29 protein-coding genes and 1 other RNA gene are annotated in these 25,519 nt (G+C 28.3%); 8 read left to right on the top strand and 22 right to left on the bottom strand.

Annotation, left to right across the window (positions count from 1 at the left end; all coding sequences use genetic code 4):
• Nucleotides 1–14 precede the first annotated feature (14 nt).
• From rnpB to EXC60_RS00250, 8 genes are all read left to right on the top strand, one after another.
• Nucleotides 15–305, top strand: an RNA gene (rnpB, locus tag EXC60_RS00285) — RNase P RNA component class B.
• A 119-nt stretch (nucleotides 306–424) separates the two neighbouring features.
• Nucleotides 425–1,186, top strand: a complete 762-nt coding sequence (locus EXC60_RS00280; RefSeq protein ID WP_024543976.1) for a DNA-processing protein DprA — start codon at nucleotides 425–427, stop codon at nucleotides 1,184–1,186.
• A gap of 60 nt (nucleotides 1,187–1,246) precedes the next feature.
• A complete protein-coding gene (gene deoD, locus EXC60_RS00275; RefSeq protein ID WP_024543975.1) occupies nucleotides 1,247–1,963 on the top strand; it encodes a purine-nucleoside phosphorylase in 717 nt (238 codons plus the stop codon).
• 1 nt (nucleotide 1,964) lies between these two features.
• Complete coding sequence (locus EXC60_RS00270; protein WP_024543974.1) at nucleotides 1,965–3,260, top strand: thymidine phosphorylase; 1,296 nt, start codon at nucleotides 1,965–1,967, stop codon at nucleotides 3,258–3,260.
• A gap of 47 nt (nucleotides 3,261–3,307) precedes the next feature.
• On the top strand, nucleotides 3,308–3,946 hold the full coding sequence (gene deoC, locus EXC60_RS00265) for a deoxyribose-phosphate aldolase (protein ID WP_129619839.1): 639 nt from the start codon (nucleotides 3,308–3,310) through the stop codon (nucleotides 3,944–3,946).
• Nucleotides 3,947–3,978: 32 nt separating this feature from the next.
• The gene (upp, locus tag EXC60_RS00260) at nucleotides 3,979–4,611 is read left to right on the top strand and encodes a uracil phosphoribosyltransferase (protein ID WP_024543972.1); all 633 of its coding nucleotides are present in this window, start codon (nucleotides 3,979–3,981) and stop codon (nucleotides 4,609–4,611) included.
• 111 nt (nucleotides 4,612–4,722) lie between these two features.
• Nucleotides 4,723–5,682, top strand: a complete 960-nt coding sequence (locus EXC60_RS00255; RefSeq protein WP_024543971.1) for a Cof-type HAD-IIB family hydrolase — start codon at nucleotides 4,723–4,725, stop codon at nucleotides 5,680–5,682.
• On the top strand, nucleotides 5,682–6,407 hold the full coding sequence (locus EXC60_RS00250; RefSeq protein WP_232612554.1) for a ribonuclease HIII: 726 nt from the start codon (nucleotides 5,682–5,684) through the stop codon (nucleotides 6,405–6,407). Before EXC60_RS00255 ends, EXC60_RS00250 begins: the two co-directional genes overlap by 1 nt.
• Here EXC60_RS00250 and EXC60_RS00245 read toward each other — a convergent pair.
• The 22 genes from EXC60_RS00245 to rplF all read right to left on the bottom strand — a co-directional run bounded on the left by EXC60_RS00245 (nucleotide 6,404) and on the right by rplF (nucleotide 25,514).
• The gene (locus EXC60_RS00245) at nucleotides 6,404–7,132 is read right to left on the bottom strand and encodes a triose-phosphate isomerase (protein ID WP_024543969.1); all 729 of its coding nucleotides are present in this window, start codon (nucleotides 7,130–7,132) and stop codon (nucleotides 6,404–6,406) included. The two genes, EXC60_RS00250 and EXC60_RS00245, sit on opposite strands and share 4 nt — an antisense overlap.
• A 15-nt stretch (nucleotides 7,133–7,147) precedes the next feature.
• Entirely contained in the window at nucleotides 7,148–7,630 is a 483-nt protein-coding gene (locus tag EXC60_RS05885; RefSeq protein ID WP_024543968.1) for a hypothetical protein, read from the bottom strand.
• 60 nt (nucleotides 7,631–7,690) lie between these two features.
• Nucleotides 7,691–10,222, bottom strand: coding sequence for an ATP-binding cassette domain-containing protein (locus EXC60_RS00235; protein ID WP_024543967.1), 2,532 nt, complete (start codon nucleotides 10,220–10,222; stop codon nucleotides 7,691–7,693).
• Nucleotides 10,206–11,420 carry an ABC transporter ATP-binding protein gene (locus tag EXC60_RS05880; RefSeq protein ID WP_024543966.1) on the bottom strand — a complete coding sequence of 405 codons (1,215 nt, stop codon included), beginning with the start codon at nucleotides 11,418–11,420 and terminating at the stop codon, nucleotides 10,206–10,208. Before EXC60_RS05880 ends, EXC60_RS00235 begins: the two co-directional genes overlap by 17 nt.
• A gap of 2 nt (nucleotides 11,421–11,422) precedes the next feature.
• Nucleotides 11,423–12,778 carry an ABC transporter permease gene (locus EXC60_RS00225; RefSeq protein WP_029670559.1) on the bottom strand — a complete coding sequence of 452 codons (1,356 nt, stop codon included), beginning with the start codon at nucleotides 12,776–12,778 and terminating at the stop codon, nucleotides 11,423–11,425.
• Entirely contained in the window at nucleotides 12,771–14,141 is a 1,371-nt protein-coding gene (locus EXC60_RS05875; protein WP_024543964.1) for an ABC transporter permease, read from the bottom strand. Before EXC60_RS05875 ends, EXC60_RS00225 begins: the two co-directional genes overlap by 8 nt.
• Before the next feature lie 6 nt (nucleotides 14,142–14,147).
• Nucleotides 14,148–16,892: an OppA family ABC transporter substrate-binding lipoprotein gene (locus EXC60_RS05870; RefSeq protein WP_129619837.1), complete on the bottom strand. Its 2,745-nt coding sequence runs from the start codon at nucleotides 16,890–16,892 to the stop codon at nucleotides 14,148–14,150.
• A gap of 304 nt (nucleotides 16,893–17,196) precedes the next feature.
• Nucleotides 17,197–17,391, bottom strand: a complete 195-nt coding sequence (locus tag EXC60_RS00210; RefSeq protein WP_024543962.1) for a hypothetical protein — start codon at nucleotides 17,389–17,391, stop codon at nucleotides 17,197–17,199.
• 254 nt (nucleotides 17,392–17,645) lie between these two features.
• Entirely contained in the window at nucleotides 17,646–17,843 is a 198-nt protein-coding gene (rpmF, locus tag EXC60_RS00205) for a 50S ribosomal protein L32 (RefSeq protein WP_024543961.1), read from the bottom strand.
• Nucleotides 17,844–17,897: 54 nt separating this feature from the next.
• Nucleotides 17,898–18,263, bottom strand: coding sequence for a 50S ribosomal protein L17 (rplQ, locus tag EXC60_RS00200; protein WP_024543960.1), 366 nt, complete (start codon nucleotides 18,261–18,263; stop codon nucleotides 17,898–17,900).
• Nucleotides 18,263–19,303, bottom strand: a complete 1,041-nt coding sequence (locus EXC60_RS00195; RefSeq protein ID WP_024543959.1) for a DNA-directed RNA polymerase subunit alpha — start codon at nucleotides 19,301–19,303, stop codon at nucleotides 18,263–18,265. Before EXC60_RS00195 ends, rplQ begins: the two co-directional genes overlap by 1 nt.
• A 33-nt stretch (nucleotides 19,304–19,336) precedes the next feature.
• Nucleotides 19,337–19,711 carry a 30S ribosomal protein S11 gene (rpsK, locus tag EXC60_RS00190; RefSeq protein WP_024543958.1) on the bottom strand — a complete coding sequence of 125 codons (375 nt, stop codon included), beginning with the start codon at nucleotides 19,709–19,711 and terminating at the stop codon, nucleotides 19,337–19,339.
• Nucleotides 19,711–20,085 (bottom strand): 30S ribosomal protein S13, encoded by a 375-nt coding sequence (gene rpsM / locus EXC60_RS00185; RefSeq protein WP_024543957.1) that lies wholly within the window; start codon nucleotides 20,083–20,085, stop codon nucleotides 19,711–19,713. Before rpsM ends, rpsK begins: the two co-directional genes overlap by 1 nt.
• Nucleotides 20,086–20,088: 3 nt before the next feature.
• On the bottom strand, nucleotides 20,089–20,202 hold the full coding sequence (gene rpmJ / locus EXC60_RS00180) for a 50S ribosomal protein L36 (RefSeq protein WP_024543956.1): 114 nt from the start codon (nucleotides 20,200–20,202) through the stop codon (nucleotides 20,089–20,091).
• 9 nt (nucleotides 20,203–20,211) lie between these two features.
• Nucleotides 20,212–20,427: a translation initiation factor IF-1 gene (gene infA, locus EXC60_RS00175; protein WP_024543955.1), complete on the bottom strand. Its 216-nt coding sequence runs from the start codon at nucleotides 20,425–20,427 to the stop codon at nucleotides 20,212–20,214.
• Complete coding sequence (map, locus tag EXC60_RS00170; RefSeq protein ID WP_024543954.1) at nucleotides 20,428–21,180, bottom strand: type I methionyl aminopeptidase; 753 nt, start codon at nucleotides 21,178–21,180, stop codon at nucleotides 20,428–20,430.
• Nucleotides 21,167–21,862 (bottom strand): adenylate kinase, encoded by a 696-nt coding sequence (locus EXC60_RS00165; protein ID WP_029670556.1) that lies wholly within the window; start codon nucleotides 21,860–21,862, stop codon nucleotides 21,167–21,169. The genes map and EXC60_RS00165 overlap by 14 nt, the downstream gene beginning before the upstream one ends.
• A complete protein-coding gene (secY, locus tag EXC60_RS00160) occupies nucleotides 21,856–23,442 on the bottom strand; it encodes a preprotein translocase subunit SecY (protein WP_024543952.1) in 1,587 nt (528 codons plus the stop codon). Before secY ends, EXC60_RS00165 begins: the two co-directional genes overlap by 7 nt.
• Complete coding sequence (gene rplO / locus EXC60_RS00155; protein WP_024543951.1) at nucleotides 23,442–23,876, bottom strand: 50S ribosomal protein L15; 435 nt, start codon at nucleotides 23,874–23,876, stop codon at nucleotides 23,442–23,444. The genes secY and rplO overlap by 1 nt, the downstream gene beginning before the upstream one ends.
• Nucleotides 23,877–23,895: 19 nt before the next feature.
• Entirely contained in the window at nucleotides 23,896–24,609 is a 714-nt protein-coding gene (rpsE, locus tag EXC60_RS03360; protein WP_084522401.1) for a 30S ribosomal protein S5, read from the bottom strand.
• Nucleotides 24,609–24,956, bottom strand: coding sequence for a 50S ribosomal protein L18 (rplR, locus tag EXC60_RS00145; RefSeq protein WP_024543949.1), 348 nt, complete (start codon nucleotides 24,954–24,956; stop codon nucleotides 24,609–24,611). Before rplR ends, rpsE begins: the two co-directional genes overlap by 1 nt.
• 18 nt (nucleotides 24,957–24,974) lie before the next feature.
• Nucleotides 24,975–25,514, bottom strand: a complete 540-nt coding sequence (gene rplF / locus EXC60_RS00140; protein ID WP_024543948.1) for a 50S ribosomal protein L6 — start codon at nucleotides 25,512–25,514, stop codon at nucleotides 24,975–24,977.
• Nucleotides 25,515–25,519 lie beyond the last annotated feature (5 nt).

Here is a 25,519-nt window from a genome sequence, read left to right as displayed (position 1 = left end):
TTAATATAATAATGTCGTACAGCTAACTGCTATTTTTTAATAGAGGAAAATCCGCTCTAGCACTTCCTGTGATGGAAGTAGTGTTTATGCTAGATCTAATAAATCTAGGCAATGAAGATTGACGACTAGTGCAACAGAGACGAGCTTATTAAATTAAGTATGCAACGATGTAAACTCCATAAGCTAGAAACCCAAATTTCGGTAGGGGAATTAGGCGAGGGGAATCAGAACCTAAACTTGAAAACAAATTATTTGTTTAGATAAATAGTTAGCGCCAGCAATGGTACAGAAAGCGGTTTATAGTACTGGAGAGGTAACTCTCCATTTTTTTATTTAACTTTCTCAAAACTTTCACAAATGTTTCTCAAATTTTAAAAATTCTTTAACGCATCTTATTAAAATGAGTATGTGAAAGAAGATGAAAATGAATGATTATTTAATATATTTTAGTGACAAATATAATGGTGATTGAGACAAAATCTATTATGCTCTTAAAACAGTTGAGTATGTTGAGAAAAAATCTCTTATTGATTTGCAAGATAAGAAAAATGAAACAGAAACTAAGTGCATTACAATTTTGGATGAAAATTATCCTAAAATGTTTAATATTTTGAAAAAACCACCATTTGTAATGTATTATCGAGGAAATATAAAATTACTTGAATATTACAAGAAAATACACATAACAGGAAACTATGAACCTGAATATATATGTAAGTATCTAGCATTAATTAAAGACTTGCCAAATGATTGTGTCATAGTAAATGCTAATTGAAAAGGATTAGATGAAAAAATACTAAATACATGTATCCAAAATGATAAGAAAATTATTGTTATTTTATCATGTGGAATTTCATGTGAGACATTTGAGAAATTAGAACATTATATGAAAAGCAACAATATTTTGATTTTATCGGAATATCCAAATGACTATCATATTTCTAAAAAGACATTACTAGCAAGAAATAGATTAATTTCTGCATTGTCAAATTCAATGATAATTTTAGCTTCACAAGATAAATTTTTGTATGGTTTAATTGATAGCTTTTTAAATGTTGGAAAAGAAATTTATTGTTTTGGGCCAGAAATTAATGATGTTAATAATGACAATTCTAATTTAATAAATGCAGGTGCCAAGTTAATTAATAATTTTTCTTTGCCATTAGCAGATAACTATTTAATTTAAAAAAATAAGGGGTAAAATATAGTCATATTTACTAATTTATTTTATTAAGGAGAAAAAATTATGACACCACATATTAATGCAAAACCAAATGACTTTGCAAAATTAGTTTTAATGCCAGGAGACCCTTTAAGAGCAAAATATATTGCTGAAAAATACTTAACAAATGCTAGACTTGTTTCATCAGTTAGAAATGTGTTAATGTATACTGGCGAATATAAAGGAAATAAAGTTTCTATTTGTGCTTCAGGCATGGGAGTTCCTTCAATTGGAATTTATTCATATGAACTATTTAAAGAATATGGAGTTGAAGCTATTATTAGAATTGGAAGTGCTGGTTCTTTTAAAGCCGAAATTAAAAACTATGACACAATTTTAGCTAAAGATGCTTTTGGAGAAAATTTATTTTTTAGAGATGGATTTTTCCCTGGAAATAAAGATACTATTGTTTATCCAGATAAAGAATTAAACAATTTAATTATTAAACATGCTAAAGAATTAGGTAAGGAAATTAAAGTTGATAGAGTCTATACCGAAGAAGCATTTTATTGCAAAAAAACTCCACAACAAAGAATTGATTTATCTAATGGTGCTGTTTGTGTTGAAATGGAATCATATGGATTATTTACAGTTGCAGAAGCATTAAATAAAAAAGCAGCTTGCTTACTAACAATTTCAGACAATTTAATAACTCACGAATATACAACTGCTGAAGAAAGACAAACTGCTTTCCATGAAATGATGGAAATTGCATTAGAAGTCGCTAAGGATTTCCAATAATATGCGCGTTGTTGATATTATTAACAAAAAAGTTGAAAAAAAGCCTCTAACAAAAGAGGAAATTTTCTTTATTGTTAATGAATACGTTGCAAACAATATTCCAGATTATCAAATTTCTGCGCTTTTAATGGCAATCCGTTTAAATAATATGAATGATGAAGAAACTGCTTACTTAACTGAAGCTATGATGAATTCTGGAGAAGTAATTAATTGAGATTTTTTACATAGAACAATAGTTGATAAACATTCTACTGGCGGTGTTGGAGATAAAGTAAGTATAGTTTTATGTCCTTTATTAGCATCATTGGGATTAACAATTGCTAAAATGTCTGGTCGTGGATTAGGACATACTGGTGGAACATTAGATAAATTAGAATCTATAAAGGGATTTAATGTTTTTCTTAGTGAAAAACAATTTAAAGAAAATGTTAAAAAATATAACATTGCTATTATTGGACAAAATGAGAAATTAGTTCCCGCAGATAAAAAATTATATGCATTACGTGATGTAACTGGAACTGTTCAATCAATGCCTTTAATTGCAAGCTCAATAATGTCAAAAAAATTAGCAACTGGCTCAAATTGCATATTGTTAGATGTTAAATGTGGTAATGGTGCATTTATGAAAAACATAAATGATGCAAAAAAACTTGGAAATTTAATGATTTCTATTGGAAGAAAACTTAATCGCAACATTGCTGTAGAAATTACAAATATGGAACAACCACTTGGAAGAACTATTGGTAATAAAATAGAAATTTTAGAAGCAATTGATACTTTAAAAGGAAAAGGACCAAAAGATTTTACTGAAATAATTTATTCATCAGGAGCCACTTTGTTAATGCTAGCTAATAAGGTGAAAAATGAAGAAGAAGCTAAAAAGCTTATTAAAAAAGCTATTGATTCTAACAAAGCATATGAAAAATTTTTGGAATGAATCGAATCACAAAATGGTGATATATCAATTTTTGATAATCCTAATTGGTTTAATCCTAAATTTAAATATGAAGTGAAATCAAAAAATGAAGGATATTTAAAAATAAATTCCGCTATTGCTTTTGGGCTTGTCGCAATGAAATTAGGAGCAGGTAGAAAAAGTAAAGAAGATTCAATTGATTATGAAGCGGGTATTTACTTAAATAAAACTAGTAATGATTATGTGAAAAAAAATGATGTATTGTTTACTTTATATTCATCTAAACCAATTGATTCTTCATATGAAAATGAATTATTAGAAGCAATTGAATTTGCGCAAAAACCTCATTTAATTGAATCAGTTTTTGCAAAATTATCATAATTTCTTTACAATAATAATAAATTGAGTGAACTTATAGGAGAAATTTAATGAATTATAATAAATATTTTGACCATACTATGTTAGCACCTCAAGCAACAAGCACTGATATTGATAAATTGATTAAAGAAGCAATAAAATATGATTTTAAATCAGTATGTATTGCTCCATCATATATTAAATATGCTAAAGAACAACTAGCAAAAACTGATGTTTTAATATGCACTGTTATTGGTTTTCCTTTGGGATATAATGCAACAAGTGTAAAAGTATATGAAACAAAAATTGCATTAGACCACGGTGCTGATGAAATTGATATGGTAATTAACATAGGAAGATTCAAAAACAAGGAATATGAATATGTTTTAAATGAAATAAAAGCAATCAAAGAAGTTTGTGGCAATAAAGTATTAAAAGTTATTGTTGAAACCGCATTATTGACCAACCAAGAAATTAAAACTATTACTGAAATTGTTCTAAAATCTGATGCTGATTTTATAAAAACTTCAACTGGATTCTCATTTAGAGGAGCATCTTTTGAAGATGTTGAAATTATGAAGTCTATTGCTCAAGATAAATTATTAATTAAAGCATCTGGCGGTATTAAAACAGGTGAAGATGCGTTAAAAATGATTAAATTAGGTGCAAGTAGGCTTGGAACTTCTAAAACTGTACAAATTATTGAATAACTTAATAAATTAAAATAAAGGTCTTATCTAATATGCTGCATATAATTAAACACCCATTAATAGAAACAAAACTTACAAAAATGCGTTCAGTTGAAACATTGCATGATGAATTTAGAAGAAATTTAAATGAAATTGCATCACTTATGGTTTATGAAATCTTAAGAGATTATAAAACTAAGCCTATCAAAGTGAAAACACCAATGACTGAAACTATTGGACAAACATTTGACAATGAAATTGTTATTATCTCAATTTTACGTGCTGGACTTGGAATGACTGAAGGAATATTAAATTTGGTTCCACAAGCTAGAATTGGTCACATTGGTATGAGTCGCGATGAAAAGACATTCGAACCTAAAGAATATTTTTACAAAACACCGCAAGAAATCAACAAAAAGAATAGTTATGTTTTAGTTGTTGATCCAATGTTAGCTACTGGTAATACAGCAACCGATGCTATTACAAAATTAAAAGTTGAGGGCTGAAAAAATATTAAACTTGTATGTTTAGTTGGTGTAAAAGAAGGAATCAATCAAATAGAAAAAGTTCATCCTGATGTTGACATTTTCTTAGCAGCAAGAGATGAGAAATTAGATGAGCATAATTATATTCTTCCAGGATTAGGCGATGCTGGAGATAGAATATTTGGAACTAAAGGAAAGTAGAAACTCTACTTTTTTTATTTCTTAATTTGGCTTTAGCAAAAGTGGTTATTTGAAACATAGTAAAATTATGTTAAAATTAAACATATATTTATTTACAATGAGGTAATTATAATGGCTTTTAATAAGGATTCTGATCAAAGAAGATTTCTATTTGCAATTGATTTAGATGGTACCTTGTTAGCAGATTCTGCTGAAGGCACAATTCATCCCAAAACTGAATCTGCTATCAAAAGAGCAGTTGCTGAAGGACATATTGTTTCAATAATCACAGGTCGTCCTTGAAGAAGCACAAAACCTATTTATGAAAAATTAGGTTTAAATGCTTTGGTAGGCAACTACAATGGTGCTCATATTCATAACCCTAGTGATCCATTTTTCATACCAACAATTTCATATTTAGATTTAAATGAAGTTTTATATATTCTGGGAGATGAAAAAGTTAAAAAGGAAGTTACTAATTATGCAATTGAAGGACCTGACTGAGTTCAATTGGCACATCGTGATGCTAATTTGGAAAAAGTCTTTGGTTTTGATCAAGCAACAAAATTTAGAGTAAATATTGATTTACAAAAATTACCGTTAAAACCTACAGGAATAGTTTTTGATGCAAAATTAGATACAAATGTTGTTGAATTATTAACTTACTTAAAAAGAAGATATGGAGATCTAGGAGAATTTTCTTCATGGTCAAAAGGTAAAGGATTAAGTCCTATTTTTGATATAACATCAATTGGTGTAAGTAAAGGGAAAGTAATCTCATTAATAATGAGATATTACAATATCCATATTAATGATACAGTTGCAATTGGCGATTCATTTAATGATGGTAGTATGTATGAAGTAGCAAATGTTGGTGTAGCACCTGCAAATGCGGAGCCTTATATTAAACAATTATCAACTGTCGTAATGAAACAAACCAACAAAGAAGGTGCAGTAGGTTATTTTATAGATGCATTTTTGAATAATCCAGAAAAATACATTAAAATGGGATTAAAAAAGAGAAAAGAAGAAGAAGATGAATTGCAAATTGTAAGAGCTGATAATTTCTTTTCAGAAAATGATAAAAAATAATGAGTAGCAAAACTATGTTTGATGAACAATATAATTCTTACATTGGTGTCGATGAAACAGGCGTTGGAGATTATTTTAGTCCTGTAATTTCCGTAGCTTGCTATATTCCTTTTAAAAACATTGATAGATTAATAGCATTAGGAGTTGCTGATAGCAAAACCTTATCAGCAAGTTTTATTAGAAAAAATGCTAATGAAATAAAATCACTAGTGATTTGAAGAAAAAATGTTTTGTCACAAACTGGATATAACAATTTAATTAATGCCGGGATTAATAACAATGAAATTAAAACATTGATTCACACTAATTCTATTAATCATTTAAAAAAATATTTGGGAGATGCTAACCAATTTCCAGTTTTAATTGACCAATATGTAGCTAATGAAAATATTTTTCAAAATCACTATAAAAAATTAGAAAGTATTTCTTGAATTAATATTGAAAAACCTAAAAATTTAATAGTGCTTAAAACAAAAGCCGAACAAATTTCTTTGTCAGTTGCTACTGCATCTATTATTTCAAGAAGTTTATTACTTGATTATATGGATGAACAAACTAAAAAATATAATTTTGAATTTAGATTAGGCGCTTCTAATTTAGTTATTGAACAAGGCATATCTTTTGTTAAAAAATATGGATTTGAAGAATTAAAAAAAGTTGCCAAAATTTCATTTAAAACAACTCAAAAAATTCTTGAAAGCATTGAATCTAGTAAAGAAAATTAATCATTCACCTTTTTACACATTGCAATGAAATTGCTTGGGTCTATAGCAGCTGTTCCTACTAAAAAACCATCAATATTTTTCATATTTTTTAAAGTGTTAATGTTTGAATTTGAAACACTACCACCATATAAAACTGGAATATCATATCCTACATAATCTTTAATAATCTTAATTATATTTTCAATATGACTAATTTCAGGAACCATACCATTTCCAATTGCATAAATAGGCTCATAAGAAATTAAAAATCTATGATGCTTGACATTTTGCAAGCATTTTTTTAATTGTCTTTTAATAGTTTGCTTAGTTTTTTCTTCCGTAAATTCTTTTAAAGTTTCGCCAATGCAAATAATAGGCATAATATTATATTTTTCAAAAGCAAGCAATTTATCATTAATAATTTGATTAGTTTCGTTAAACATTTGTCTTCTTAGTGAATGGCCTAAAATAATAAAGTCTAATTTTAATTCTTGCGCGCTTTTAATAGAAACCTCTCCAGTATATGGTCCTTTTTCCAAATGAAATATATTTTGCGCTCCAATATGAAATTTTCGATTAGGATAATTTAAAGATAATGACAATGCATCATGACTTAAAGCAATTCCTAAATATATTCTTTCTAAATTAATTTCTTTATTTTTTGTTAAATCATTAATTTCGTTTAGATACTTTATAGATTCATTATATGAAAGTTCCATTTTTAAATTTCCTATAATATATTTCATATTTTATCCTTTCTATTATCCTCTCGCTACTTTAACCATATATGGAACTAAAATAATAATTGTTAGCAAAGAAACACCTAACAAAATATAAAACACTAAATTGGTAGTTTTCTTAGCATCACTCATTACTGATTTTTTGTTAGCTTCTTGCTCATATTTTTCACGTTCTTCAACAATGATTCTATTTTGTTCATTAATAGAAGCATTTTTTCCATATCTTGCCTTTGCACGTTTTCTAATGATACGTTCAGCATGACTAGATTTAATCCCACTAATAATTCCTTTAGCAAATCCCCATTTAAAAAGAAGAACCACTATATTGATAGAAAATAAAAATATTGAAGCAAAAGTAATTGAATCTATTGTAGGTTTCTTAGCAGCATATATTAAACAAATAGCTAAAATAAAAGTTATAGCTAAAGAAAAAAATAAATATAGTAATGTAAATAAATTTCAACTATCATTCCAATACTCTTTAAAAGCTCTTTTCTCTTTCATTTTAAAATCCTATTATAAAAAATATATGTGCTATTACAACACATATATTATTTTACATAATTATTTAGTTTTCTTTCTTGGTTTGACTTTTGATTTTTTAACCTTATCATTTGTCATAATCAAAGTATATTCTAAAACAGTTTCATCATTACTATCATCATTTAAAGATTTCTCTTTTTCAGTTTGATTTCTAATTGCAGTTCATTCATTTACTTGTTCTCTTGTACCATAAACATAATGGTTAGGTCCAACATTGAAGACCTCTGGAATATTTGGAAACTTTTGAGCTTCTAAATAATCTAATTCAAATGAAACATTTTGGAACTTTTCATTAGAGTTAGAAATCTTAGGCACAGCTTTGAATAAGTTAATTGTATATGGATGAATTGGATGTTCATAAATAGCTTCAGTTTTTCCAAATTCAACAATTTTTCCTAAATGCATTATTTGAATATTATCAGCTACATATTCAACCATACTTAAATCATGGGCAATAAAGATAAGACCAATGTTTTTCTTAACACATAAATCTTTAAGCAAGTTAACAACTTGTGCTTGAATAGAAATATCTAATGATGCAATAGGTTCATCAGCTACAACTACTTTAGGTTCTGAAATTAATGCACGCGCAATAACAATTCTTTGTAATTGACCACCACTAAATTCATGAGGATAACGATAAGCAAATTGTTTTAACAAACCAACATCTTCTAAAGATTTATAAATAATTGTTTTATATAAAAGTTCACCAATTTTTCATCTAGCTAAAGGTTCAAAAAATTTAAAGTTGAAAATGTTTTTTCTATGTTTTCAACTACTTGGTTTTTCACCAGTTTCAGTTTTGACTTTCTTAGCATTTTTGATGTTTAATTCTACTCATTTATTATCAATACCCAATAAAATATAAAGATTTTTAATATCTTTATTTAGATATTTTTTTTCAATATTAAATGATTTTAATGTCTCTTCTTTAAGTTCTAAATCGCCTTTATAAATTTTGATTAAAGACTCAATTTCCTTTTTAGATTTTTCATCTTTAATTTGGAATTTTAGAAAATCTCAAAACTTCTTCTTAATTTCTTCATATTTTTGATTACATAAAGTTTGCGCATTAACAAGTTCATGATATTGAGCTTTAAGTTCTATAGATTCAGCATAAAATTTTTCAATTTTATTACGATATGATTTTAAAAATTCATCCATTCCTAAAATATAATTGTCTTCAATCTTTTTAAATTCTGCTTCTATTTTATTAACAAGTTCTTTATCAACTGGACGTCTTCCTTTAACAATAATTTCATTAAGTCCATCGATCCTATTTTGAATATCCAAAATTTCATTATCAAATTTATTCTTCAAATCAGTAGAAATTTGAATATATTCAGTTGGAAAATAATTGAAATATTTGTTAATTTGTTGAACAACTTGTTTTTTAACATCAAGTTCGTATTTGTTAAAATGAATATTTTCTAAAAATACATGATAAAACTCTTTAACATATTTATCAAGTTCATTAGAAATATCTTTAATTTGTTCAAACTCTAGAAATTTACATTTCTTTCTAATTTCTTTAAATGCTTCAATCCGTTTAGCATAAAGCTTTTCCATTTTGAAATTATACAGATAGTAATCTAAATCAGAAGCAGCTAAACGAGAAATATTTGCCATTAACATTTCATTACGATATTCTTGAACAAAGTTAACAAATGTATTATTGGCTTCAACCATTAAATCATATCTTGCTTCTTTTTTATGCTTCAATAGTTTTTTAAGTTCTTGAAGTTCTTCTTTTGCAGCATATGCTTCAGCACTATATTTTGCTAATTCTAATTTTCTAGCATATTGTTTTTTAGCTTTAACAAATGCAACTTCAGGAGCAGATAGCATTTCATTACGATATTTTTGTTGACAATCATAGTAAAGTTCTAAAAGTTTACTTGTATTAGAATACATATTGTTAATAATAGTACTTTCCATATTTTGCTTTTCTTCTAAATATCCAAAGAAATGTGTAAAGTTATCTTCGTTTGAATAATTTACTGAAAATTCAAAATTACTTAATTTTTCAACTCATTTATCAAAAAATGGTTTTGCAGCTTTATTAATTTCACGATAGTTTTGATTATCTAACGCCATTGCATTAATTTGAAAAGTATATTTAAAGCTATTCTTAACATTTGATCAGTCACTAAATAAATCGTCTAGTTTTTCTTTCATAACACCATTAACTAATAATGGTTCTTTTAGAATAGAATAAACTGTTTTTTGTCCGTTTAATGAAGCATGTGGATCCTGGAAAATCATTTGAATATTTCTGCGCAAAAATTTTCTACGTTTGTTTGTAATATGTTTACCAGAAATAATTTTGTCATTTAATCTAACAAATCCATTGTAATCTTCATATAGTCTTAATAATGTACGACCAACAGTGGTTTTTCCAGAACCAGATTCCCCAATAAGTCCAACAATTTCACCTTCATGAACATCAAAAGAAACACCATCAACAGCTTTGTTAATATATCCTTGATTAACAAAATATTTTTTTAAATTATCAAGGGATAAAATTGTTCTCTTTTTATTTTCTTGTTCCATGTTTTAATGCCTTTTTAAATGCGTCTAAACGTTTTTGTAATTCTTCTGAAGGTGTAACTTTTGGTGCTTTTGGATGTAACAATCACGTTGCTGCATAGTGAGTCTTAGTAATTTGAATTAATGGAGGCTCTTTTAAATAGTCGATTTCAATTGCATATTCATTTCTAGGAGCAAATGGATCACCTAATGGTAAATTGGCCATATCAGGTGGAGTTCCCTGAATGGTATATAACCTTTCATCTTTATTCTCAGGTATTGCTGAAATCAAAGCTCATGTATAAGGATGTGCTGGTGCTGTAAAAATTTCTTCTTTAGTACCTTTTTCAACAATTTTACCAGCATACATAACGTAAATGAAATCACAGAATTTAGCAATAACTGAAATATTATGACTAATTAAAATAATAGAAATGCCCATTTTTTGTCTAATATCTTCAAATAAAGCAAGGACTGATGCTTGAACTGTAGGGTCTAACGCTGTAGTTGGTTCATCAGCGATAATAATTTCAGGTTTTAAAGCAACAACCATTGTAATAACAATTCTTTGTTTCATACCGCCAGAAAGTGTATGAGGATATGCAAAAAAGATTTTTTCCGCATCTCTCAAACCAAATTGTTTCATTAAACCAATTAAATAATTTTTCTTTTCAGATAATGGTTTATGTGACCATTCAAGATTATTATTTAATGCATCAAGTAATTGTTTTCCAATAATTCTTGTAGGATTTAAGCTTGTTAAAGGATCTTGCGGAATATATCCAATTTTTGAACCTCTAATGTATTGTCAGTATTTTTCTTTTTTAATCTTTGTAAGTTCCCAATTATTAATTTGCATCTTATCTGCAGAGATAATTCCATGTTCATTAACATTAATTAATGTTTTTGAAGTAACAGATTTTCCAGAACCAGATTCACCAACCAATCCAATAATTTGTCCACGGTAAACATCTATATCTACACCACGAACAATGTGAATAATTTTGTTCCTTCCTATTGGAAAACTAACATGTAAGTTTCTAACCTCTAATAACTTATTTGGTTCTTCAAAATCAGGAGCAGCTCATGAATTTTGAAGTTGTTTTATTTTTGCATATTTTTTTTCATCTATTTTAGTTTTTAAAACACTTGTTTTTTGTTTTTTTGATCTTACTTTTACATTTTCATTATTTTTTAATTCAATATCTTGTTCTTGATTCATAACTATCTCTTTCTATTAGACATTCTAATAACTTTAGGGTCAAGTGCATCATGAACACCTACAGCTATAAAGTGTAGTGATAATGATAATGATAATAATATTATTGCTGGTAAAAGTAAAATTCATAAGTTAGTTGAAACATATTCAATTGAAGCAATTAACAATTGCCCTAAGTTAACATCTTCGGTTTCTTGGAAAAATCCTAAGAATGCTAATGATGCAACACTAACAATAATTGATGGAATTCTTCTAACAAAGTTAGTTGCAACTTTTCCAATAATCGCTGGTAATGCATGTGAAAATACTTGTCTAGTTGTAGAAGCGCCGATTGATTTAGCAGCTACTATATATTCTTCATCTTTAACAGTGATGATAAACATTCTTGTTGCAGAAACAGGTCCTGCTCAACCAGTAATTATTAATGCTCCAATTAATGCTCATTGTGTTGTTCCAAAAATTGAGATGAACAATAATAATCAAATAAGTTCAGGCAATGCTAAGAAAATATCAATAACCCTCATTAAAATAGTGTCTAGCTTTTTACCTGCATGGAAACCTAAATATGCACCAATTGAAACCCCAATAACAGTTTGAATTGTGGCAACAATTAAGGCAATTTTAATAGCACGTCATGTTGCATATCATGTTGTTATTCAAACATCTGATCCTTTTTTAATAGCCTTTGCAACATCACTACCTACTGAGAAAGTCCCCAAAAGAGGTCTAAGATTAGGAAGTTTACTCTTAATTGATTCAATTAAAGCATCAGTAATAGGCAAACCTTCATTTTTCGCATTTGTCATTCTATCTCATAAATATTGGGCTTGATAGTATGCATAAGCATTGTAATTTGCTACATAACTATATGGTCCGAAATTTCCAGAATTTTTAATAGCATCCAAATCAGGAACTTCACCTTCAATGGTTAAAGTGCTAATAAAGAAATCAAAATATTTTCTTTGGTTAGAAGGCATTGCCGCAATTGCTTTAACTAATTTAGCGAACGGGTTGTTTGTTCCATCATATGCTTTAAGAACATATGGTGAATTTATAGGAGGTAACCCATCAGTATATGATAATTCACTAAGAGGCTTATTAGGAATAATGCCATATCTAATTCTTGCAAAGAAAGGTATTAATATTGAACACAAAACTAATGCAATAAAAACCAATAGAGCAATCACAACAGCGGGATTTGTAAAAAACCTTTTTACAATTTCAAATGCAAGTTTTTTAGGCTTTCCTGCAATTGATGTTAAATTTTGTCTTTTAGATTGAGCAACAAAATCAAACTTATCTTGAAGTTCCTGACTAATTTTATATTTTTTATTAAATTCTTTGGGTGTTAATTTAGTCATTAGTATTAACCTTTTCAACAGTTATATTTGCATTTGCAAAAATGGAATTTCTAATTAGTTGATTTTGTTTTTCTTCTTTTTCTTTAAAGTATTGTTCTTTCTCGATTTCAATTTTTTCTTTTAAAGTTTTTACATCATTTTCATATTGTTGCAATAAATTTTGTTTTCCTTGTTCAAATTCATTAGGATTCTGATCCTTTAAATTTGCTGCAAGTTCAGAAAGTTTGTATTCTAAATTGTCTTTCAAATAGTCAAATTCTAATTCATTAGCATTTTTTAATTCTCTTACTAATTTGTTTCTATGATTTAACATTTTGATAAATAAAATGTAATTTTTCTTACTTTTAGCTCCATATGTAATTCTAGGGTCCAAAATTGCATACATAATATCGACAATTATTTCAGAACCAAATGAAATTGCAGAGAAGAAGAATGTAGAGAACATAACTACAAATAATTCACCATTAGGAAAGGCATAAGTTATTGTTTGACTAGTTCCCGGAATACTTCAATATCTTTCTACAACAATACTTCCAGCTAATAAGAAAACAAATGATGGAAAGACAATGGCAAACAAAGGAATTGATATATTTCTTAAAACATATTTTGTAAATATTTGTTTTTTACTTAATCCTTTTGTTTTAGCAATCAAAACATAATTTGAAGTTAAAACAGTAATAACTTGGTTTCTTGAATAAGTTGTATAAACAGCAAGAGAACCTAAAGTCATAACTAAAATTGGAGGTAAATATGCTACTATTACTTCACCAATTGGTTTACCTTCAGAAAATGATGGTACAATAGGTGAAATTTTTAATTTAGTTGCTATTGCAATTACTAAAGGAGCAATAACAAATGATGGTAAAGCAATAAATATTAAAACAAAAATATTTATGCTCGTATCATGCCAAGTACCACGTTTGTATCCAGCTACAACACCAAGCACTGTTCCAAGTATTGCACTTATAACAAATGCAGGCACCGAAACCACAAGAGTGTAAATTAATGGATTAAAGAATAATTTTGTCATATTGGTAAATATGATTGAATTGGGGTTATTCTTTGGATCATATAGAAATCCAAAGTCACCTTTAGTCAAAATATTACCAATATATCTAAAGTATCTTACAATTATTGGCACTGGATGGTCTTTACTATACATAATACCGTGCTCGATTCTAAGGCGCAGCAGGACAGCATCATAAGTTGGTTTAATATGTCCTGTTGCTCCTTCAACTTCCCTTTGAGCCACTTTTGAGAGCGGATCAGGAGCAAATAATGCTACCAAATTGAAAGTTAATATCGATATAATAAATAAAGCAAGAATAGCAAATGCTATTCTTTGTCAAATGTATTTAAACATAAGACACTACTTTTTATCAATGGTAATATCACGGTAAGGGGTAGTAGAACCAAATATTGTAGGCATTTTGTAATACTTGTTTAGTAAAGAAGGTGTTAATTTCTCATTTAAAACACCAATTCTGTTGTTATATGGATCAACATTTAGATATGTTGAAAGTTCGGTAGTTAATTTAATGATATCTTCATTTTTTTCTTTAGAAATATAGTCACGTCAAAATAGTGAAATAAATTCTGAAAAGTCAGTTGCATTTGCAAATGGAATAGGGTTTCCATCAGCATCATATTTCATTTCATATCTACCAGTAGTTGTATTCTTTTCAAATGTATATTCATAAAAACCATATCTTAAGAATCTATATGAATCTGCGTTGCTAATTTTGTCTAAGTCTGCGAATGGCACTGGGCTATTTACAGGATGTGCTGTTTGATAAGTAAATATAGCTTCTGCTAATTTCTTGAGCATTGGGAAATTCTTATCAAATGTTGCATTATTAGCATTTTTAATTGATACCAATGTTTGAAGTAATTGAACTCCTGAAGTTAAACCATCAAATCCAGATGCGGAAGAGTTATAGTCATAGCCTCAGCCTGTAAAATCGATTCCGGCTGTTCCATTATATCTAAAGTTTTTTCATTGTGTTTCTTTGTCTTGAGTATATGGAGTATATTTAAATTTCAATCTTGGATTTAATTGACTATAAAAAGTAGCTAAAGTGTCTAATGCATTCTTGTATTTTGCATCTAAGTTTTGTCATGGAAAGTAAGTTTCAATAGTAAAGTCTTGGCCAGCTAATGATGGATTTTCAGTATCAAATTTAGCAATCAACTCTGTAAGTTTTTGTTTTAAAACGTCAAATCCAGCAGATCTCATTTTTTCTAAATCAGTTGTTCCAGTAACATCTGCATTCATTTCTGGAGTTATTGCACTAAATTCATTTCCATTTTTAATATATTTAATTAAATTACCATCTTTATCATATGCAGATAATGCATTAACTCTTTGGTAGAAATCATTAATGGTTTGAGTGTTTTCTTCAGAACCACCTACATATCCATCTTCAGCTAATTTTGCAACTCATGGTTTAGTTGCACCATTTTTTCTTAAATATTCAAAAAAGTTTCAGTTAACAGCAGCATCTAAAATTGTTCTAAATGAAAGACCTGTACCTCTCACATATGCATCTAAAGTTTGTTTTCCGTCTGCAATTTCTTGTCTTGTTGAACCATATAGCATTTTTGCATAAGCATCATTAAATAAGAATCAATTATTTAAATCCGTTCCTTTTGGAGGAGTTTTTACCAATGGTTGGGTGTTAAAAATGTAGTTTGCATTTGCTTCATTTATATCCATAGTAAATCTATATCCAAATCTAGCTTTATCTTTTAAAATTTCTGCTTTTTGAATGTCACTTAATTGTGAATAAGGGAATGAAGTCACATCACCATTTTTATAGAATGTAAATTGATTTTTGTAAAATTGTTCTTTGTCGATTTCAGATGATTTTGCATATTTCATTCTTATTTCTTTCAGATTATTATCTGCATTAACTCATTCAGTGTCCCAGTAATTTGAATTTTTCTTATATGATCTTCAGTAGTTAGTTGCATCATATGTTTCTGCATAATATGGTCCAGCAAATAATGTTGTCATTGTTGATACACCATATCAGTAACCACCGGTTTGTCAGAATTTACCAGTATGAGTTTTACCGGGACCTAATTTTGTCTTAAGATCTGAACTTACTTCTTCATTCAAATAGCTATAGAATTTAAATTTTTCAGGATGTTCATTCATATCATCAATATATTGTGATGATACTGTCATTCAATCGTAGTTAGAAAATAAACATTTATCTCAAAAGTTTCTAAATTGACTTTTTGTATTTGCATTCTTATCTTTAGCATCAAATGTTACAGCATCTTCACCATTATATTTGGTAATAAATTTACTTTCATCTGAAAAATCACTAGAATTTAGGTTGAATACTTTGTATAAATATTCATTACCATAACTATCATTGTCAGTAAAAGTTTTTGAGCTAGGTTCACATAATTGTTTATTAGCTAATTCGTCAAGTTCTTTAGTTCCACCATTAGCAATTCTTTCTTTTTGAGTGATTAATTTGGTTCTTAATCAAGTGTAGTAAAAGTCACGTGCAACAACTTTATAAGGAGTTTTTTCGCCTTTGTGGTTTGTATAATAAATGTTATCCTTAATTGTAAATTGCATCTTTACAGTATTTAATAAGTCATTTCAAAATGCTTCACTGTTAATTGATTTTGAATCTTTTGATGTAGCTTTAATTGATGATTTTGAATAAGTTCCATCTGATTTATCAGCAGCAGGCCTTACTTCTGCATTATCATTATCATAAACTTTGGTTGTGCCATTTTTTAAAGTTAAAATAACTTCTTTTGCTAATTCAAGACGATATTTTCAAAAAGTAGGTTCTAAAATTTGCTTTTTGGCATTGATGTTTGCAGCATTTAATCCTGTTTTACTTAAAAATGTTGAATGTGTAAATTGTCATTTAGAAGTTTCTAAAAAACTACCATATGATCTACTTGCATCTTCATCAAATTCTTTTGGTGTATATGGTGAGTTATATTCATACACAAAACGATTTGACTTAACGTTATCAGGTAACCGTTTACATCCAGCGCTTAATAATACTGGTGCAACACCTAATATTCCAACAATAGGTGCTAATGTTCCAAATAACACTTTTGTTCTTTTGGTTTTTTCCATTGTATTGTTTCCTTTTTTTATATATTTTTACATAGACATAATATGTCTATAATTATTTTTATAATATAGTTTATATTATAAGTTAGTTTAATGTTTTGGATTGGTTTTGAATTTATTTTTTATTTGTTTTCATTAATAATTGGCTTTTTGGGAATTTTTTTAGTTAAAAATATGTTTCTTAATAGAGAAATTTTTCCTTAGTTGTTTGATTTTGCTGCAACTTTAGGACAACAAAATTTGAGTTTAAGTTCCTCTAAAAGCCAGATATTTAACTATTTTATTATTTTTATAAGCTTGATATAGCTTATGCTGAAACGGTTTGGGCATTTTTAACTTCTCCTTCAATATAGTTTTCATTTGCAAAAATTGACATATTGTTGTCGCAAATAATAACTAGATTCTTAATAATTAAGTTAAAAAATGCATGTGAAAAAATGCCAGAATCATAAGCTGCAAATGTCTTTGTATTGTACATTGTATGCAAATTAGGTTGTGTCATTTTTTTCCTTTACACCTTAAATATTACATTAATTTTTTGAAAAAAATACAAAAAAGTTGTATTATTTAATTAATTCATAAAAGAAATTTTGTGGATTAACATAGTTAATATCTTATCCGAGTAGCAATACTTATTTCTCTACATAATCTTTAAAAGATTCTGCGGAGTCTTTTTTTTATTTATTTTTAAAGTAAATAAAAAAACTATCAAATTAGTAATGATAGTCTTTCTTATTTATTAAAATTGAACTTAAATTATTTAATTTTATCGTTAATTGCTTTTTTAATAACCTTTTTTGCCTTATAAAAACCACAATATTTACATGCTTGGTGAGGAATAATTGGTTGTTTACATTGAGGGCATTCTGTTAAGGTAACTTCATCTAATGCATGATGTGATCTACGTAGATGTTTTCTTTGCTTAGATGTTTTTCTTTTTGGGGTTATAGCCATTTTTATCTCCTTAATTTATTTTAGTTTAGTAATATGTAAGTTTATTAATAAATATTAAACTAATTGAATAATTGCCATCTTTGCATTATCGCCTTTACGGTTTGCAACTTTAATTATTCTTGTATATCCACCATTACGGTCTTTATATTTAGGTGCAACAACTGAAAATAGATATTGTACTGCATCTTTTTTAGGATCTTTTGAAGGTTTATTAATTAAGTATTTGATTGCTTGACGTCTTGATGACAAGGTATTGATTTTTCCTAATGCAATCATTTTGTCAATTTTTGATTTAATTCTTTTTGCACGTTCTAATGTAGTTGTAATTTCAGAATGAATAATAACATCAGTAACTAAAGATCTCTCAACATGATTTCATCATTCAGAGTTTCTTCTAAATAATTGTTTTGGATTAGCCATTATTTATCTCCTTCGTCATTATCATTATTAGCTTCAGAACTTACTTCTTCACTGGCAGCTTTCTTTTCTTTTCAAACAGCTAATTTTTCAATAATATCTTCAACAGATTTCTTACCTAAGTTTTTAATGTTTGAAAGTTCTTCTTCTGTTAATTTAGAAAGTTCATCAATGGTATTGTAATTTGCTCTACGCAATGCATTTAAACTTCTAATTGTTAAATTCAATTTGTCAATTGAAATTTCATTTAAAGTAACATTTTCTTTCTTATTGGTTATTTCTTCAAATAAATCAATGGTTTGCAAGGCATCAATGTTTCCTATAATTTGGAAATGAGCAATAATAATTTTTGCTGCCTGTTCCATTGCATCTTTAGCATAAATTGTGCCATTTGTTTTTAATGTAATCTTTAAACGTTCATGTTCAATTGTTGAACCTGTATTTAATTCTTCAATATGAATTGCACAGTTTGTGACTGGTGAAAAGTCACTATCAATTGCTAAAAACTTACCATTTTTAATTTTTGAAGCAAGTTTTGGACCATATTCTTGGATTACAGATTTATTTTCTTCAAAATCAATATATCCACGACCAGTTCTTAGAAATAAATCAAATTCTAATGATCCACCTTTAGCGATAGTACAAATATATTGATCTTTATTTACAATTTCAAGTCCATTAGTATCAGCAATATCAGAAGCTAAAATTTCGCCTTCTTTAGTTGATTTAAATGAAATTTTTGCTAAATTATCTTTACCAAATAATTCTGGATTGTAAGTAAAATGAATTGCTCTTATATTTGCAATGATGTTGATAACATCTTCTCTAATACCACTAATGATTTCAAATTCATGTTCAACATTGTTGATTTTAATTGCAAATGGAGCTACTGATGTAATTGAAGATAGTAATGTTCTTCTAATAACTGTTCCTAAAGTATTTCCATAACCTCTCATTAAAGGTTCAATGACAAATGTTGTTTCAAAATCATTAATTTTTTCAGCTAATAATTCTTTATATGTAATTTTTTGAAATTTTTCCATATTTAATAATTTCCTTAATTTAATGATGTTATGTTATTCTCTGTTAAGAATCTTTTTAGGAGGACGAGTACCATTGTGAGGAGTTGGAGTTACGTCTTTTACTTCTTTAATTACAAGTCCACTAGTTTCAATTTGTTTACGTGCAGTTGATTTTCCAGGGCCTATCCCTTTAACTAAAATTGAAACTTCTTTAAGTCCAAATTCTTTTGCTTTTTCTAAAGCAGCAGCTGCAGCTAAGCCAGCAGCATAAGGAGTTTTTTTCTTGGTTCCTTTATAACCAATAGCTCCTGATGAGCTTCATGCAAAAACATTACCTTTTAAATCTGAGAATGAAACAATTGTATTTTGGTAAGTTGAATAAATGTGAGCAATACCTTGAGTAATTGTCTTTTTAACTTTTTTAGCCATTATTTAGTTGTTCCCTTCTTACCAGCGATTGTCTTTCTAGGACCTTTTCTTGTTCTTGCATTTTTTTGAGTACATTGACCACGTACAGGTAAGCCTTTACGATGTCTAATACCACGATATGATTTAATTTCCATTAATCTTTTAATATTTAGGTTAACTTCACGTCTTAAATCACCTTCGGTGGTGTATTTTTTAGCTTCTTCACGAATACGAGTTAATTCGTCATCTGTTAGATCTTTAACTCTTTTATCTTCAGAAATTTTAGCATCAGCACAAATTTTTGCAGCTAATGTTCTACCAATTCCATAAATGTAAGTTAATGAAATAACTACTCTTTTATTGTTGGGAATTTCAATGTTTAAAACTCTAGCCATTTTTTATCCTTGTCTTTGTTTGTGTTTTGGGTTAATACAAATAATTCGATTGATGCCATGTCTTTTAATTAATTTGCAATCTTTGCAAATACGCTTAATTGAAGCTCTAACTTTCATATTTTCTCCTTATTTTTGTCTATAAACAATGCGTCCTTTTGTCATATCATAAGGACTTAGTTCGACATCTACTATATCGCCAGGAATCATTTTAATATTATGTAATGTCATTTTTCCTGAGGTAAATGCTTTAATAGAAATTCCATTATCTAAAAGCACTTCATAATCTTTAGTAGAGAAAACTTTTGTTATTTTTCCAGACATTTTAATTGCGTCTTTTGCCATTTAAATATTATCTCCCGATAAAATGTATGCTTTATTATCTTTAATAAGCACAGTTTGCTCATAATGTGCTGTGTTATATCCTAATGGGTCTATCACAGTTCAGTCATCATCAGCAACTTTTACATTTTTTGATTTTTGTAAAATCATAGGTTCAATACAAATAACCATATTGTTTCTAATTAAAGGCCCTGCGTTAGGAATACCATCATTATAAACATATGGATCTTCATGTAATGATCTTCCAATGCCATGCCCTGTATATTCATCTGGGGTATAAAAGCCTTGTGATTTAATATAAGAACCAATAGCATATGAAATATCACCAATCCGTTTACCAACTTTAATTGCATTGAAACCTGCATAGAAAGCGTTTTTTGCGGTTGAAATTAATTTCTTATCTTGTTCTGTAATATTTCCAATTCCCTTGGTAAATGCAGAATCAGAATAATATCCTTCTCAAATCGCACCTAAATCAACTTTCACAATATCACCATCTTTAACAATATAGTTTGATGGAATACCATGAATTAGTTGTTCATTTACTGAGATACAACAAGTATTAGGAAAACCATATTGACCTAGAAAGGCTGGTTTTCCACCGCGTTTTTTAATTTCTTTAAAAGCAACGCTATCAATTTCTTTTAAAGAAACTCCTGGACTTATGAAATCATAAACAATTGTTTTAACTTCTGCCAAGATGACACATGCTTTTTTAATTTTTTCAATTTCTTGATCAGTTTTAATAATTATCATTTAACTCTCCAATTGCTTTTATAGTTTGTGATAGAACCTTATCAAATGCTTGATAACTATTAATTTTCACGACCCTAGCATTTTTCTCATAATATTTAATTAGAGGTGCTGTTTGTGTATTATAAATATTCAAACGTTTTTTAATAACTTCTGAATCATCATCAGGTCTTTTAATAACTTCTGTTAATTCATGTGAAATGTTATCACAATGAATTAAATCTTTTGGAGGATTAAATTGCATATGATAAATTGTTTTGCATTTAGGACAAATTCTTCTTTTTTCAAGTCTTTTAATGACTTGTTCGTCAGTAATTTCTAGTAAAACAACATAATCGATTTTGATGTCTAATGATTCTAATGATTTTAGAAATTTTGCTTGATCTAAAGTTCTAGGATATCCATCTAAAATAAATGGTTTATGTTGTGTATGCAAATTAATTAACGTTTTCTTAACAAGTTCATTAGTAATATCATCACTAACATAATTGCCAGCATCTAAAATTGATTGAATCTTAAGGCCAAGGTCAGTTTTGTTTTTAATTTCTTGGCGAAACATATCACCAGTAGAAAGTTGATAATATCCATATTTTTCAACCAATTTTGTTGCAACCGAGCCTTTTCCAGCACCTGGTGCTCCTAAAAACAACAAATTTGGTTTGATGTGCTTATATGAATCTATCATATTAAATCCTCTTCTTCTTCGCCATAAACTTCTTTAAGTTCTCTAATGTTTCTTCTTTTTCTTGCAAGTTCTTGTGATTTGTATCTTGCTTTAATTTGTTCGATAGTTTCATATGCAGTCGATACTAAAATCATAATAGTAGTACCACCAAATGCAATATTTGCAGGCATACCAAACATTTGTTGAACATATTGCATAGCACCTAAGATTATTAAATAAAATGATGAGAAAAATGATAATCTTAACACAATATTTAATAAATAATCTTCTGTTTGATCGCCAGGTCTAATTCCCGGAATAAATGTAGAAGATTTTGCAAAGTCTTCACTTATCTTATCAATTCTAGATTGTTGAATTCCCATTAAAATGGTAAGTCCAAAGGTAATTAGAATAAATAAGAAGAATGCAAGTGGTTTAGTTAATTGAAAATTAGCATAAACTCAATAATAATATTTGCTACCTTGATCTGTTAAATTAGCAATCATTGTTGGTACTGATAAAATCATTAGTGCAAAAATGATACTCATTATCCCTGCAGGGTTAGCTTTAATAGGTAAGAAACTTAATTCTTTTTCTGATTTAGAAAGACCAGCACCAACTTGTTGAATTGGAACTCTTCTTTCAGCAATTGTAAAGATAATAACAATTAAAATTGTTAGCATATAACCTAATAAATAAATTATAAAGTTAATTAATTGTTTAACTAAGATTGCATGTTTTGCAGCGGAAGGTACTAAAAATGAAAAAGCAGATCTAAATGTTGGAATTAATGAATTTGCAATCCCAATAAAAATTAATAAGCTTGTCCCATTTCCAACACCTTTATTAGTAATTTGTTCTGATAAGAACAATGCAAAGAATGAACCTGCAATCAAAATTACTGGTAGGATGAAATATCCATAAACCACATTACCATTTGCACCAAATGCTTTAGTAACAGAACTAGCAAATGTAATTCCAAAGCCACCACTTTTTGGGTTTACTAATGCTTTGGTAATTAAAAATGCTTGAAAAATTGAAAAAATAATTGTTAGAAAGTATGTTATAAAGTTAATCTTAATCCGGCCTTGCGGTCCTGATTGACTTAACCTATGAATAGCTGGGAATGCTTTAGTCTGCAAAATCATCATAACTAAACTTGCAGAAATAAATGGAGAAATTCCTAAGGCCACAATAGAAAAGTTTCTAAGGCCTCCACCACCAACTAAATTTAAGATCGCAACAAAATCACTTTGTTGTGATATTTGATTTTTGTTTACAAGGTTAACACCTGGAATAGTAATTGTTCCAGCGGCTATAAATAATGTAAGAATTAATAAAGTAAAAAGAATTTTTTTGAAAAGTGAGTGGTTTGCTCATCAATCTTGCCAAGCTTTTGTCTTTTCATTAAAAAACTTGTTGATTGAAAGTTTTCTCTCAGTTTTTTTAGCATCAAATTCTTCAATTTGCTCTTCTTGTTTTACATTTTGCACATTTAAAGATTCTGAATTAGTTTCAGAATTCAAATCTTTTTGCAATGCATCGTTTTCATTAAGAAGAGCATTTTCTTTATTAAGGTCTTTCTTATTCTTTTTAGCCATTATTCAACCTCAATTTTGCCCCCAGCTTTTTCAATTGCTAATCTAGCTGTTTCTGAAAGTGCTGGAATTTTAACAGTTAGTTTTTTCGTTAATTGACCTCTACCTAAAATTTTAACAGGCATAGATCTTTTAACAAGACCATGTTCAAATAATGTTTCATAAGAAACTACTGAGTTAGCTTTAAATGTTTTTTCTAAATCATCTAAATTAACAATTTGGTATTCAACATGATTAACATTATTAAATCCACGTTTAGGAATTCTTCTGAATAATGGGTTTTGTCCACCTTCAAAGCCTAAACGAACTGTACTTCTTTTTGTTTGCCCACTTTGTCCACGACCAGCCTGTTTTCCTTTTCCGGCTGCATGTCCTCTACCAACACGATGTTTATCTTTTCTTGAACCAGCAGTGGGTTTTAATGTATGTAATTCCATTAGTTTTTCTCCTTTTGCCTTATTTAGTTAGATGTTTAACATCAATGTCACGTAGTTTAGCAATTTCTTCAACTGTTTTTAGTTGTAATAATGCATTAATAGTTGCACGAACAATGTTTTGTTTAGTTCTAGAACCATAAGTTTTTGTTGAAATATCAGTACATCCCGCAAGTTCAACAACAGCTCTAACAGTTCCTGATGCAATAATTCCAGCTCCTTTAGGCGCAGGGCGAAGTTGCACTTTTGAAGCTAAAAATTTAGCATAAACTTCATGAGGTATTGTTCCTTTAACAATTGGAACATTAATAATATTTTTTTGTGCATCTCTAACTGCTTTTTTAATTGCATCTTGCACTTCGTTAGCTTTTCCATGACCAAAGCCAACTTTACCTTTTTTATTTCCTACAACAACATATGCTGAGAATGAAAATCTTCTTCCACCTTTAACAACAGTTGTAACTCTAGCTACATCAATAACTTTTTCTTCATATTCTTGTTCAACGTTAAATGATTGCGTATCTTTTTGATGTCTAAATGGTTTTTTGTCACGTTCAGAATGTTCTTGTGTTCTATTGTCTTTATTTTGTAATCTAGTAGGACGAGTTTTTTTAGGTTCTGCTGATACTATTTTTGTAGGATTAGCAGTTTTTTCTTCGTTTATAGTTTTAACTTTAGCAGTAGAATCATTCTTTTCTGCATCTTTTAAAATCTTTTTAATATCTTGATCTGCCATTAGAATTTAATCCCTTCTGCTCTTAATGTTTCACAAAAAGCTTTGATTTTGCCATGGTAAATATAACCTGATCTATCAAAAACAATTTGTTTAATTTTAGCATCTGATAATGCTTTTGCAAAACCTTTAGCAACTGCTTTTGCAGCTTCTATATTGTTTGCATGTTTTGAAAGTTGTTGAGTTGAATATGATGCAATTGTAATATGTTTATCGTCGTTAATAGCTTGTGCATAAAAATGATGTAATGATTTAAAGACACAAACTCTAGGAACTTTTGCTGTACCTTTTGAAAGCTTGTTAGTAATTTTAAGGTGTTTTTTAACACGTTTTTGATTTCTTGATTCCATGTAATTTTCCTTTTAAAACTACTTAGCAGCAGTTTTCCCTTCCTTACGACGAATAATTTCACCTTTGTACATAATTCCTTTTCCTGAATATGGGCTTGGACGACGAATTTTTCTTATATTTGCAGCAAATTCACCAACAAGTTGTTTATCAATCCCTGAAATAATAATATTTGTAGGTTTTGGTAATTCTGCTTTAAGCCCTACTGGAATTTCAATTTGAATAGGATGTGAATATCCAGCAATAATTTCAATTTTATTTCCCATAAGAGTTGCTTTATAACCAACCCCTTTAATTTCGATTTCTTTTTTGTAACCTTTAGAAACACCGATGATCATGTTGTGAATTAATGCGTTTGTTGTACCATGCAATTGTTTTGTAGTTTTTTCTTCATTTAATCTTTCAGTTTTAACTTCATTATTTTCATAAGTAATTTTAATTAATGGTGAGAATTGAAATGATAATTGTCCTAATTTTCCTTTAACAGTAACATTAGAATTTTCAATTGTAAGTTCAACACCATTTGGAACATTTAAGATTCTTTTTCCGATTCTAGACATAATAA

Source organism: Metamycoplasma salivarium (assembly GCF_900660445.2).
GTDB classification, from domain to species: Bacteria; Bacillota_I; Bacilli_A; order Mycoplasmatales; family Metamycoplasmataceae; genus Metamycoplasma; species Metamycoplasma salivarium.
Note: the sequence above shows the minus strand (reverse complement) of the source record. Positions and strands in the feature narration are given on the sequence as shown.